The following is a 12,127-nucleotide window of genomic DNA, read 5'->3' as shown; positions in this document are numbered from 1 at the left end:
TTCTGGAAGGGGAGTGACCGCAGTGAAGACTAAGATCAAGGCAATCGCCCTCGCGCTGGCCCTGGCGCTGGGCATGGGGGTGACCGCACTGGGCGTGGTGGCCGGCGAGGTGAAGTCGCTTCGCCCGACTGCCGCCGATTCGCCCGACGCGCCGCCCGCCATCTACAAGGTGATGGAAGGCTCGAAGCACGAGCGCGCCTATCGCCAGCAGCCGCCGCTGGTGCCGCACACCACCGACAAGTACGAGATCGACCTCAAGGTCAATCAGTGCCTGCGCTGCCATGAATGGCCGTACAGCGACCAGGAAAAGGCTCCGAAGATTTCGGACCTGCACTACATCGACCGTAGCGGCGTGCGTCAGGACGTGGTCAACGGCAACCGGTATTTCTGCAAGCAGTGCCATGTGCCGCAGGTGGATGCCAAGGCGCTGATCGACAACAAGTTCCAGGCCGCCACCACCAATACCAACATCCGCTAGGCATGGGGAAGGATCGGGCCATGAGCAACGAGAATCCGGCCAAGCAAGGCGTATTGGCGGAATGGTGGGGGGCGTTGTGCCGTCCGAGCGGCCGCTGGTCCTTGGGCGTGCTGCTGGTGGCGGGGTTTGTCGGCGGCGTCGTCTTCTGGGGCGGTTTCAACACCGTCCTGGAACTGACCAATACCGAAGCCTTCTGCCTCAGCTGCCACGAGATGGAGCAGAACGTCTACCGCGAGTATCGCGGCACCATTCACGATTCCAACCGTTCCGGCGTGCGGGCGACCTGCCCGGACTGCCACGTGCCGCGTCCCTGGATCTACAAGATCCAGCGCAAGATCCAGGCCTCCAACGAAGTCTGGCATAAGATCCTGGGTTCCATCGACACCCGTGAGAAGTTCGAGGCCAAGCGCATCGAACTGGCCAAGCACGAGTGGGCCCGCATGAAGTCCACCGATTCCCGCGAGTGCCGCAACTGCCACAATTTCGGGGCTTTCGACCTGACCCGGCAGCAGGCGCGCGCGCGCAATCGTCACTCCGAGGCGGAACAGCAGGGCAAGACCTGCATCGACTGCCACAAGGGTATCGCCCACCAGCTTCCCGCCGGCGCCTTCAAGGCCGAGCGCGAGTTGAACGAAAGCGTGGGCGGGGCGGTCAAGCCGTAGGGACCACCGCTTGATCCCCAACATCATGGGCCTCCCGAGACTCCCCGGGAGGCCCTTTTTTTGTCTTTAGATCATCAAGCCGTAAATCTGCCCCGTTCCCACTCTCGTCATGCCCGGACTTGTTCCGGGCATCCACGTGGCTCCACCTGGCACCGTACCGAACGGCTCCACATGGATGGCCGGGTCGAGCCCGGCCATGACGCAAAGGGGTGGAATGCGGATTTACGGGTTTGAATGCCCGTGGCTTCAGAGACCCATGGCTCCGCTGCGGGCCGTCAGGCCGGCAGGGCGGAGTTGTAGTGCTGCCTGAGATTGTTGAGGTAGGTGGGCGCCAGGGCCGTTCCGTGCCGGGTGTCGTAGACGCTTAGCAGCCGCATGCTGGCGTCCACCGACTGATACAGGTCGTGCAGCAGCATCGCCAGTTTCAGGATCTCCTGGTCGGACAGCTGGTTGGCCTTGGACAGGTCGCGGATGAACACGGCGTTGGCCCAGAAATGCTGGTTGAAGCCCGCCGTGGGGTCGTCGTTCAGCACCAGCGGCGTGATGCAGCGCGTGTTCATTTCCTGGAAGGTGTGGAGCATGAAGCCCTGCGAGCGCAGGAAGATCTCCACTTCCGAGAACAGGGGCTGGCCCTTGTAGATGGGCACGAACTCCACCTCGCAATGGATCAGCAGGGTCGTCTTCAGGCGTTCTGCCGCATTTTCCAACGCCATCAGTTCGGCGCCCTGGATGTCGATGGAGATCATGTCGACGCCTTCGGTCTCCGGCACGTCGTCCAGGCGGACGGTGTCCACCTCCATGGTCTCCAGCACCGAGCCCCACAGGGAGCCCCGGGGAAACAGGTCCAGCACCGCGGGGTCCGGCTCGAAGATCGACGACATGCCCGGCGCGAAGCACAGGTGAAGGGTGTGCCGCCTGCCGTCTCCCACCGCCAGGGGAAGATAGGTTTCGCGCGGGCCCTTGGTTTCCTGCAACTGGGCGAAGGGGACCGGCGCCGGCTCAAAGCCGACGATGTCGATGTCGCCCGCCTGATGCATCCAGTAATAGATCGGATAGGAAATGGGATTGGCCCCGATATCGATGATCTTCGGATGAAGGTCGAGACCGAGAAGCTCGTTGAAGCGTGCCTTGGCGCCCATGCTGCAATCCTGCCGTAAGACCTTTCCGATCATGACCAATGCGCAGATCGGTCACGCCCCAGGGTCTTTCCGAGCTAGCCGCCCATTCCACCCCCCGGTTGACGGTATGGTACCCCGATCCCCCCATGGCCGGAAGGCCGCTATGAACTCACCCTGGCCATGGGCTCGTACCAGTCGCGGGGAAAGCCGGCCTCGGCGCGGGCGGCGTGGTTGAAGGGCTCCTTCAATCCGCCGGGATAGCGCAGCGGCAGCAGCCGGTGGTATTCGGCGCGGGGGTCGAGGCCGCGTTTCCTCGCCACGAAGGTGAACCAGCGCACGCCGGCGGCCACGTGGCGAATCTCGTCGTTGTAGATGACGTCCAGCGCCGGGGGCGTCAGGGTGTCGCCGTTGCGGGCCAGCTTCTCCATGGTGGCGGGCGTGGTGTCGCAGCCGCGCGCCTCCAGCGTCATGGGCACCACCACCAGTCGGGCCAGGATGTCGTCGGCGGTCTTCTCGGCCGCCTGCCACAGCCCGTCATGGGCGGGCAGGTCGCCATAGGCCGCCCCCAGACTGCCCAGCAGGCGCTCCAGCATCTCGAAATGCTCGACCTCGTCCAGCGCCACCTGCACCCAGTCCGAGGCGAAGTCGTCGGGCAGGCCTTCATGGGCGAAGCGCGCCACGATGTCCCAGCCGAGATCGATGGCGTTCAGCTCGATATGGGCCAAAGCGTGCAGCAAGCCGATGCGGCCCCGATCGCCCCCGTACGAGCGGCGCGGCATCTCCTTGGGCGCCAGAAGCTGCGGGCGGGCGGGCCGGGCCGGGCGGGCGGGGGGCAGGGTGTCGCCCACCCGGGTGATCCGGCCTTCCCGCCAATCGGCGGCGTAAAGGCGGGTGAGGCGGCACTTCTCCGCCGGATCGGCGGCGGTCAGGACGGCAAAGGCAGCTTCTGTGAGGGTGATCATGTGTTGTCCCAATCTTGCGGGGCTGCCGCCCCGGACCCCGCTTGGAGGCGAGGCCTCCAAACCTCCCTTGTTTTTGAAAATAAAAGGGGGTTTGGGCGATAGCCCGATATTAAAGCCCCTTGGCCGCCTTCAGCACCGCCTCGGCATGGCCGGTGACCTTGACCTTGCGCCATTCGGCGCGCAGCACGCCATTTTGATCGATCAGGAAGGTGGAGCGCTCGATGCCCATGTATTCGCGGCCGTACATGCTCTTCTTTTTCCACACGCCATAGGCCTCGCACACCGCGCCGTCGGGGTCGGAGCCCAGGCGGAAGGGCAATTCGTGCTTGGCGCGGAACTTGGCGTGGCTGGCCACCGAATCCTTGGATACGCCCAGGATTTCGATTCCGGCCGCCCGGTATTCGGCCATGGCATCGCGGAAAGCCTTGGCCTCCGAGGTGCAGCCCGAGGTGTCATCCTTGGGGTAGAAGTACAGCACCAGGATCTTGCCGCGGTAATCGGCCAGGGCGGTCTTGCCGTCGTCCGTTTCCATGGCGAAGTCGGGGGCGGGGGCGCCGGGGGCGGTGGTCATTGGGCATTCTCCTTCTGCTTCAATGCGGTGGCCGGCTGCTCGATCAGGCGGCTGAACACCTCGTGGGCGTCGGCGGCGCAGTCTTCCATGCGGTCGGTGAGGCTCTTGAAATCGGTCATTCCGGCGGCGCGCACCAGGACGTCCTTGAGCCCCCGGGGCGCGGTGTGCTCGTCGAAGCCACCGGCGATGGTCTGGCGCAGCACGGTCTGCACCGCCGACCACAGCCGCAGGGCCTCGGTGAGCGTGGCGCAGTCGGCCCGGTCCAGGACGCCGGCCTGGGCGGCCTTGTCCAGCGCGCCGGCGGTGTTGCTGTCCAGCATCTCGGGGTGGGCGGGGCCATGGGCCAGCTGCAGGTACTGGGCGGTGAACTCGATGTCCACCAGACCGCCGCGCAGATGCTTGACCTCCCAGATGGAACCGGCCTTGTGTTCCTTGGCCATGCGTTCGCGCATGTCGGCCACGTCGGCCAGCAGCTTGGCCCCGTCGCGGGGGCGCGTCAGGGTCTGCCTGATGATGGCTTCGACCCGGGCGGCCAGGGCGGGGTCGCCGGCGACCACCCGGGCGCGGGTCAGCGCCATGTGCTCCCAGGTCCAGGCGGCTTCCTCCTGATAGCGGCGGAAGGCTTCCAGGCTGGACGCGATGGGGCCGGAATTGCCGGACGGCCGAAGGCGCATGTCCACTTCGTAGAGCGTGCCCTCGCCGGTCTTGGCGGTCAGCGCGTTGACCATGCGCTGGGTCAGGCGCGAGAACCACACCGGCGGAGCCAGGGGGCGCGAGCCGTCAGATTCCTCGGCATCCTCGGGGCAGTCGTAGACCAGGATCAGGTCCAGGTCCGAGGTGGCCGACATCTCGCGGCCGCCCGCCTTGCCCATGGCCAGGATTACCCAGGCGCCGCCCGGGACATGGCCGTGGGCGCGGGCGAACTCCTCCTCCACCTTGGGTCCCAGCTGGCGCAGGATGGCGCCGGCCACGTCGGAGAGCGCGCTGGCCGCCTCGCTCGCCTCGATGACGTTTCGGAGCGTCAGCACGCCCACCTGGAACTTGCGGTCGTTGGCCCAGCGCCGCGTCACGTCGAGGACCAGCTGGAAATCGTCGGCGTCGGACAGTGCCTTGGCCAATTCGGCCTCCAGCACGTCCTGGGGTGGCAGGGGCTCGAAGAAATTGGCCTGCAGCACCGAATCCAGCGTGGTGGTGTGCCGGGCCAGATGCTCGGCCAGCATGGGCGCATCGCCCATGATCTCGGCCACCAGCTCCAGCAGGGAGGGGTTGGCGTAGAACAGCGAGAACAGGGGCACCCCGGCCGGCAGGCGGGTCAGGAACTCGTCGAAGCGCATGAAGGCGTCGTCGGGCGCCGTGGTGGTGGCCAGCGCCGACAGCAGGGCGGGGGTCAGCTCGGTGAGCAATTCCCGCGCCCGGGTCGAGCGGGTGGCCCGCACCCGGCCGTGATGCCAGCCGCGGATGGTGGAGCACACTGCGTCGGCGTTGGTGAAGCCCATTTCCGTGATGGTATGGACCGTCTCGGGGTCGTTCTCGCCGCCGGTGAACACCAGGTTGCCGCCCGCGCCCAAGGGCGGCGCGTCCTCGAACAGGCCGGCGTAATGGTGCTCGACCTTCTGCAGGTGGGCGGTCAGATCGGCGGAGAACGCCTCCACATCCGCCGCCCCCATGAAGGCGGCGATCTCGGCCAGCACATGGGGATTGGTGGGCAGGGTCTGGGTCTGCTTGTCGTCCACCATCTGCAGGCGGTGTTCCAGCGTGCGCAGATAGCGGTAGGCGGCCTCCATGTCGGCCACCACCTCGGGCGTGACATGGCCGGCGGCGGCCAGGGCGTGCAGGGCCTCGAGCGTGCCCGAGACGCGCATCTCCGGCTGGCGGCCGCCCCAGATCAACTGCTGGGTCTGGGCGAAGAACTCGATCTCGCGGATGCCGCCGCGTCCCAGCTTGACGTTGTGGCCGGCCACCGCGATGGAGCGCCCGCCCTTGTGGGCGTTGATCTGGCGCTTGATGGAATGGATGTCCTGGATGGCGGCGAAGTCCAGGGACTTGCGCCAGATGAAGGGGCGCAGGAAGCGGATGAAGGCCGCCCCGGTCTCGGCATCGCCGGCCACCAGACGGGCCTTGATCATGGCGGCCCGTTCCCAGTTCTGGCCGAAGCCCTCGTAATAGGCCTCGGCGGCGACCAGGGCGACGGCGGGGGGCGTCGAGCCGGGATCGGGACGCAGGCGCAGGTCGGTGCGGAAGACGTAGCCCTCGTGGTCGCGTTCGTCGAGGATGCGCACCAGCTCCTTGGTCATGGCGATGACGCATTCCTGGATGGAACGCTTGCCGGTATAGACCAGCTTTTCATGGTCGTAGAAGACGATCAGGTCGATGTCGCTGGAATAGTTCAGCTCGCGCGCGCCCAGCTTGCCCATGCCCAGCACGATGATGCCCGAGCCCTTTTCCGGGTCCTCGGGATGGGCGAGCGTCAGGTTGCCGCGATCGGCCTCGCGCCGTAGCAGGAAGGAAAGGCCGAGGCGGCAGGCCACCTCCGCCATGGTCGCCAGGGCGCCGGTGACTTTTTCCAAGGGCCAGGCCCCGCCCAGATCGGCCAGGGCGGCCAGCAGCGAGCAGCGCCGCTTGGCGATGCGCAACTCGCGCATCAGGCGGGGGAAATCGCTTTCGGTGCGCAGGTCGGCGGCAAGTTCGGCGATCAGGCCGTCGAGCGCCCGGTCCGGTCCCACCTCCAGCGCGTGGCGCAGGAACCCCGGTTCCTTTTCCAGGCACAGGGTCAGGAAGGGCGAGTTGGCGAAGACGCCCCGCAGCAGGTCGCCGATGCCGTCCCGGCCGGGAAGGGCGCGCATGAAGGCCGCCAATTCGGCGTCGTCCTGGGCATCGGCGGCTTCGCGCCAGCGGGCCAGGCCGACCTCGACGCGGGCGGGATCGGCAACACCGGGGAAGAAACGTGGATCGAGTGGAAAACTCACCTTGTGCGGCCCCAAATGTTGTGGTTGCTTCACACTGCGGAATACGGGATCAAGGGTCAAGCGGGCATGGAGAAGACGCAGAGTGGTTCACGGCACCGTTAGGAGTCTGTTCCAGCTGCTGGGGGCCGTGCTGGTGGGGCTGCTGCTCGTTGTGCCGCTGGCGGCTTGGCGGCTGTCCCACGGCCCCATATCGCTCGAATTCCTGACACCTTATATCGAGGACGCCCTTTCGGCGAGGGATGGTTCGCTCGCCGTCCGGCTCGACGCCACCTTGCTGCAGCGGGGCGACGACGAGCGCATGCTGGAAATCCACGTCAGCAACGCGCGGGCCTATGTGGCCGGTAACGACGTGCCCGTGGTGGCGGTGCCCGACATGGCCCTGTCCTTGAGCGGGCGGGCGTTGCTCAGGGGTGTCATCGCCCCCAATTCCATCCGCCTGAACCGGCCTCGCCTCTCCTTGGTCCGTGATGCCTCGGGCCGTTTCCAGTTCGACCTGCCCGAAGGCGGCGACGGGGGGGATGCCGGTCTGGTCATCGCCCGCGTCAAGGATGCGCTGCTGGGCGAGCCGGACCCCGCCAAGCCGGGACGCTCGCTGCAATCCTTCAGCATCCGGGGCGCCGAGCTGATGATCGACGACCGGGCGCTGGGCACCTCGTGGCATGCCCCCGGGGCCGATCTGTCCATCCGCCGCGTTCCCGCCGGAATCCAGGCCAAGGGACGGGTTCCCCTGGATCTGGCGGGCGAGACCGGCGAGGTGACGGTGGAAGCCGGCTACGCCAAGGCCGATGGCGCCGCCAACCTGGATCTTCGCCTGCAAGGCATCCGTCCGGCGGTGCTGGCCCGTTTCGGCGGTCCGGCCGTGCATCTGGGCGTGATCGACATGCCGCTGGCCGGCAGCGTGCACGCGCGGGTCAACGCCGGCGGCGTGCTGGAGACCCTGGCCTTCGACCTGTCGGGCGGGGCGGGGCGTCTGAACATGCCGGTGCCGTTCAACGCGGTCCACCCGGTGGCGTCGGCGGCGCTCAGGGGCGAACTCAGCCGGGGCATGACGCGGCTCGACCTCTCCGAGGTCCGCTTGGACCTGAATGGTCCCACCTTCGCCCTGGCGGCGGTGGTGGACGGCCTGGGGGGCGAGACCTCGATCAAGGCCGAGGGGGCTTTACGTGACGTGCCGGTGGATCAGGTCCGCGACCTGTGGCCCAACGGCCTGGCCCAGAACGCGCGGGACTGGGTGATTCCCAACCTGTCCAAGGGCGTGGTGCGCGAGGCGACCATCCAACTGTCCGCCCGCTCGCCTTCGGGCAATTTCGACGACGTGGTGATCGACCATCTGGGCGGCGAGATCCGCCCCGAAGGCGTGACCGTCGACTATCTCCACCCCATGCCGGTGGCGCGCAACACGGTGGGCGTGTGCACCTTCGACGCCTCGTCGTTCCGCATCGCGCTCAATGGCGGCGAGGTCTACGGGCTCAGGCTGAAGGAAGGCTCCATCGTCTTCACCGGCCTGGACAAGGAGGACCAGTTCGCCGACATCGAACTGGTGATCGCCGGGCCGGCCACCGACGCGCTGAAGCTGATCGACAATCCGCCGCTGCGCTACGCCCAGGCCTTAGGCATCGAGCCCGCCAAGGTGAGCGGCGACGCCCTTGCCAAGGTACGGCTCAAATTCCCGCTCTTGAAGACGCTGCGCCTGGACGACGTGGGCATCAAGGCCTCGGCTACCGTCAAGAAGGTGGTGATCCCCAAGGTGATGATGGGGCTCGACCTGTCGGACGGCACCTTGGAGCTGGACGTGGACGCCAAGGGCCTCGACGCCACCGGCCCGGTGGTGCTGGCCGGCATTCCCGGCCATCTGGCCTGGCGCGAGAACTTCTCCAAGGGCCAGGCCTTCCGCTCGCGCTATTTCCTCAAGGCCCCCGAGGTTTCCGAGGATCAGCGCAAGCTGCTGGGCCTGGACGGCGTTCCCTTCGTGGCGCCCTTCACCAGCGGTCCGGTGGGCGCCGAGGTGGTGGCCACCTTCATGGACGGCGGCAAGGCGGAGATCGACGCCAAGGTCGACCTGGCCACCGCCAGCATGGAGCTGCCGGGGCTGGGATGGAAGAAGCCGGTGGACAAGCCGGGCAGCGCCGAGGTCCTGGTGAAGCTTGACCGCAAGCTGATCTCGGCGGTGCCGCGCTTCGCGGTCAAGGCCGGTGACTTGGACGTGGCGGGGGCGGTGGCGTTCGGGGCGGACGGCGCGGCGCGCAGGGTGGATTTCTCGCGGGTGAAGTATCTGCGCACCGACGGCGAGGGCTCCATTTCCATTCGCCCCGACAAGGCGGGCCTGGACATCGTCTTCAAGGGCGCCAGCTTCGACGCCGAACCGGTCCTGGCCCGCGACGAGGACGCCAAGGCCGGCAAGAAGAAGGATGACGCCGACAGGCCGCCGCCCATGAGCGTGACCGCGTCGGCCAAGTCCATGTGGATGTCGGAGAAGGGGGCGCTGGCCAACGCCACCGCATCGCTTTCCCGCGACGCCCGGGAATGGCAGCACGTCCAGGTCAAGGGCGGCCTGGGCGGGGCCAAGAGCTTCTCCGCCAACGTCCAGCCCGGTGGGCCGCAGCGGCGCAATTTCTCCGTCGTCTCCGACGATGCCGGAGCGGTGATGCGGGTGTTCGACATCTATGGCGACCTGATGGGTGGCGAGCTGTCCATCGAGGGCCAAATCGACGATTCCCGCAAGGACCAGCCCTATGACGGCATCATCAAGGTCTCGGACTATCACGTGCGCAACGCGCCGGTGCTGGCCCGCCTGCTGACGGTGGCGGCCCTGGCCGGCATCCTGGATGTCCTGCAGGGCGAAGGCGTCAGCTTCTCGTCGCTGGAGGCTCCGTTCACCATGACCGACGGGCTGGTGGAAGTGCGCGACGTGCGCGCCTGGGGCCCGGCGCTCGGCATCACCGCCAAGGGCCAGATCGACATGGACAAGTCCCGCATGGCCATGGAAGGCACCGTGGTGCCGGCCTATGTCCTGAACTCGGTGCTGGGCAAGATTCCGGTGCTGGGCTGGCTGATCACCGGCGGCGAGAAGGGCGGCGGCATCATCGCCTTCAACTACTCCATGAAGGGGCCCACCGATGATCCGTCGGTGGTGGTCAACCCGCTGTCGGCGCTGACCCCCGGATTCTTGCGGAACCTCTTCAACATCTTCGACGACGGTTCCGAGACCAACGCCAGGAAGCCGGCGGCGAAGGACCCCAAATAGCAAAACGCCCGCCGGATGAGGGCGGGCGTTTCGTCTTGGTCTTCGATGCAAAGGAGGATCAGTCCTCGGCCGGGCCGTCGTCGTGATGGACCGGCTCGTCGTCGATGATGTGCGAGCGGGTGCGCCCGGACAGCGCCACCACCTTCTCCAGATCGGCCTCGCTGCACATGCCCAGCGTGACGGGATTGCGCGGCTTGATGTTGGTGGCGTTCCAGTGGGTCTTGTCGCGCACCGACTGGATGGTCGGCTTGGTGGTGCCGATCAGCTTGGAGATGGCGGCGTCCGACAGTTCCGGGTGGTGCTTCAGGATCCAGGCGATGGCGTCGGGACGGTCCTGGCGCTTCGACACCGGGGTGTAGCGGGCGCCCTTGGGCTTGGCGCGCGGCTGGGGAATGTCGGTGACGGTCAGCTTCAGGTGGCCGTCGGGATTGCCTTCGCAACGCTCGATCTCGGCGCGGGTCACCTGGCCGTTGGCCACGGGGTCGAGCCCGACGATGCCGGCGGCCACTTCGCCATCGGCGATGGCCTGGACCTCGAGCGGATGCAGGCCGCAGAAATCGGCGATCTGCTCGAAGGAGAGAGCGGTGTTCTCGACCAGCCAGACGGCGGTCGCCTTGGGCATGAGCGGCAGAGCCATTAAACCTCCTGACGCGGCGTTGTCCCCCTCCGTCCGCCCGGGACGGGGCGGGTCCAACCCCCGCAACGCTTTTCACGAATTACCCGCGAGACCGCATGGGGTCGAATCGCGGATGGCGACACTCCCCAATAATTACCTCTGTGGCGAGTGCGCAGAGGTAGTTATAGGTGCGAATGTGGCTTTGGTCAAACCTGCAGCACGATCTTGCCCATATGAGCGTTGCTTTCCATCAGGGCGTGGGCCCGGGCGGCCTCGGCCAGGGGGAAGACGGCGTGGATCAAGGGCGCGATGCTCCCCCGGTCCAGCAGCGGCCACACCGTCTCGGCCAGGCCCTTGGCCATGCGCGCCTTGGCTTCGTTGGACTGCGGGCGCAGCGTCGAACCGGTCAGCGTCAGGCGCTTCAGCATCACCGGCATCAGGTTCAGCTCGGCGCTGGAGCCCCTAAGGAAGGCGATGGAGACCATGCGGCCGTCGGCGGCCAGGCTCTTGATGTTGCGGGCGAGATAATCGCCGCCCACCATGTCGAGGATGACGTCGACGCCCTTGCCCTTGGTCCGCTCCTTGATCACCTCGACGAAATCGGCCGATGAGTAGTCGATGGCCAGGTCGGCGCCCAGATCGCGGCAGGCCTTGCACTTGGCCTCGCCGTTGGCGGTGGCGAAGACTTCGGCGCCCAGCGCCTTGGCCAGCTGGATGGCGGTGGTGCCGATGCCGCCCGCGCCGCCATGGACCAGGAACTTTTCGCCAGTCTTCAAGGCCCCGCGCTCGACCACGTTGTGCCAGACGGTGAAGAAGGTCTCGGGCAGGGCGGCGGCGCGGACCATGTCGTAGCCCTTGGGAAGGGCCAGGCAGTGCCGCGCGTCCACCGTGCAGTACTCGGCATAGCCGCCGCCGGGCGCCAGGGCGCAGACCTCAGCGCCCAGGGCGGGGGAGGCGACCCCTTCGCCCAGGGCGGCGACGGTTCCCGCCACCTCCAGGCCGGGCAGGTCCGAGGCGCCGGGCGGGGCGGGATAGGCCCCGGCGCGCTGCAGCACGTCGGGGCGGTTGATGCCCGCCGCCGCCACCTTGATCAGCACCTCGCCGGGCTTCGGCTGTGGCAGCGCGCGGATGACGGATTTAAGCACCTCCGGGCCGCCGGGGGTGGATATCTCGATGCAGGTCATTGTTTCGGGCAGCATCCGTCGGGCCTCGTACTGTCGGTGAGGGGCTCAATCTGGTACGTTCGTCCAAGCCTGGCAAGAGAGGAAACCCCCATGGACGCCGATGACCTGGAACCGCGCAACAAGCCGCAGGGCCTGAAGAACCTCGATCCCATGTCCATCGAGGAGCTGAACGACTACATCGCCGACCTGCGGGCCGAGATCGCCCGCGCCGAACGGGCGATCAGCGCCAAGCAGGCGGTGAAGGCCGGAGCCGAGGCGTTCTTCAAGCGGTAAATCGGTACTTGTTTACCGCTTTGCGGCTTGGTAAGACCATAGGGAGGGAGGAA

Annotated in this window: 10 protein-coding genes; 4 read left to right on the top strand and 6 right to left on the bottom strand. The window is 67.1% G+C overall.

What is annotated here, in order from left to right; genetic code table 11:
• Nucleotides 1-22 precede the first annotated feature (22 nt).
• Together XM1_RS16180 and XM1_RS16175 are read left to right on the top strand one after the other, a co-directional pair.
• On the top strand, nucleotides 23-478 hold the full coding sequence (locus tag XM1_RS16180) for a nitrate reductase cytochrome c-type subunit (RefSeq protein WP_068435258.1): 456 nt from the start codon (nucleotides 23-25) through the stop codon (nucleotides 476-478).
• Nucleotides 479-498: 20 nt separating this feature from the next.
• A complete protein-coding gene (locus XM1_RS16175; RefSeq protein ID WP_068435256.1) occupies nucleotides 499-1,140 on the top strand; it encodes a cytochrome c3 family protein in 642 nt (213 codons plus the stop codon).
• Between the two features lie 275 nt (nucleotides 1,141-1,415).
• On the opposite strand, the gene XM1_RS16170 is transcribed toward XM1_RS16175, so the two are convergent.
• The 4 genes from XM1_RS16170 to XM1_RS16155 form a co-directional block, all read right to left on the bottom strand.
• Nucleotides 1,416-2,279, bottom strand: a complete 864-nt coding sequence (locus XM1_RS16170) for an FkbM family methyltransferase (protein WP_068435255.1) — start codon at nucleotides 2,277-2,279, stop codon at nucleotides 1,416-1,418.
• Between the two features lie 140 nt (nucleotides 2,280-2,419).
• Nucleotides 2,420-3,220, bottom strand: a complete 801-nt coding sequence (locus tag XM1_RS16165; RefSeq protein ID WP_068435253.1) for a ferritin-like domain-containing protein — start codon at nucleotides 3,218-3,220, stop codon at nucleotides 2,420-2,422.
• A 109-nt stretch (nucleotides 3,221-3,329) separates the two neighbouring features.
• Entirely contained in the window at nucleotides 3,330-3,791 is a 462-nt protein-coding gene (locus tag XM1_RS16160) for a peroxiredoxin (protein ID WP_068435251.1), read from the bottom strand.
• Nucleotides 3,788-6,757 (bottom strand): bifunctional [glutamine synthetase] adenylyltransferase/[glutamine synthetase]-adenylyl-L-tyrosine phosphorylase, encoded by a 2,970-nt coding sequence (locus XM1_RS16155; protein ID WP_068437949.1) that lies wholly within the window; start codon nucleotides 6,755-6,757, stop codon nucleotides 3,788-3,790. The genes XM1_RS16160 and XM1_RS16155 overlap by 4 nt, the downstream gene beginning before the upstream one ends.
• A gap of 82 nt (nucleotides 6,758-6,839) precedes the next feature.
• On the opposite strand from XM1_RS16155, the gene XM1_RS16150 reads away from it, so the two are divergent.
• Nucleotides 6,840-10,001, top strand: a complete 3,162-nt coding sequence (locus XM1_RS16150) for a DUF3971 domain-containing protein (RefSeq protein WP_068435249.1) — start codon at nucleotides 6,840-6,842, stop codon at nucleotides 9,999-10,001.
• Nucleotides 10,002-10,059: 58 nt separating this feature from the next.
• On the opposite strand, the gene XM1_RS16145 is transcribed toward XM1_RS16150, so the two are convergent.
• Entirely contained in the window at nucleotides 10,060-10,638 is a 579-nt protein-coding gene (locus tag XM1_RS16145; protein ID WP_068435247.1) for a DUF1013 domain-containing protein, read from the bottom strand.
• Nucleotides 10,639-10,823: 185 nt separating this feature from the next.
• On the bottom strand, nucleotides 10,824-11,816 hold the full coding sequence (locus tag XM1_RS16140) for an NAD(P)H-quinone oxidoreductase (RefSeq protein WP_068435245.1): 993 nt from the start codon (nucleotides 11,814-11,816) through the stop codon (nucleotides 10,824-10,826).
• 75 nt (nucleotides 11,817-11,891) lie between these two features.
• On the opposite strand from XM1_RS16140, the gene XM1_RS16135 reads away from it, so the two are divergent.
• Nucleotides 11,892-12,074, top strand: coding sequence for a DUF1192 domain-containing protein (locus XM1_RS16135; RefSeq protein ID WP_068435243.1), 183 nt, complete (start codon nucleotides 11,892-11,894; stop codon nucleotides 12,072-12,074).
• Nucleotides 12,075-12,127: the final 53 nt, after the last annotated feature.

Origin of the sequence: Magnetospirillum sp. XM-1 (assembly GCF_001511835.1) — a bacterium.
Taxonomy (GTDB): domain Bacteria; phylum Pseudomonadota; class Alphaproteobacteria; order Rhodospirillales; family Magnetospirillaceae; genus Phaeospirillum.
This window is presented reverse-complemented; position numbering and strand designations above follow the sequence as displayed.

What these genes read in the sequence shown, in the direction of transcription:
- XM1_RS16145 (WP_068435247.1), bottom strand. Translation starts at nt 10,638, where the DNA reads ATGGCTCTGCCGCTCATGCCCAAGGCGACCGCCGTCTGGCTGGTCGAG.
- XM1_RS16140 (WP_068435245.1), bottom strand. Translation starts at nt 11,816, where the DNA reads ATGCTGCCCGAAACAATGACCTGCATCGAGATATCCACCCCCGGCGGC.
- XM1_RS16170 (WP_068435255.1), bottom strand. Translation starts at nt 2,279, where the DNA reads ATGGGCGCCAAGGCACGCTTCAACGAGCTTCTCGGTCTCGACCTTCAT.
- XM1_RS16165 (WP_068435253.1), bottom strand. Translation starts at nt 3,220, where the DNA reads ATGATCACCCTCACAGAAGCTGCCTTTGCCGTCCTGACCGCCGCCGAT.
- XM1_RS16135 (WP_068435243.1), top strand. Translation starts at nt 11,892, where the DNA reads ATGGACGCCGATGACCTGGAACCGCGCAACAAGCCGCAGGGCCTGAAG.
- XM1_RS16160 (WP_068435251.1), bottom strand. Translation starts at nt 3,791, where the DNA reads ATGACCACCGCCCCCGGCGCCCCCGCCCCCGACTTCGCCATGGAAACG.
- XM1_RS16175 (WP_068435256.1), top strand. Translation starts at nt 499, where the DNA reads ATGAGCAACGAGAATCCGGCCAAGCAAGGCGTATTGGCGGAATGGTGG.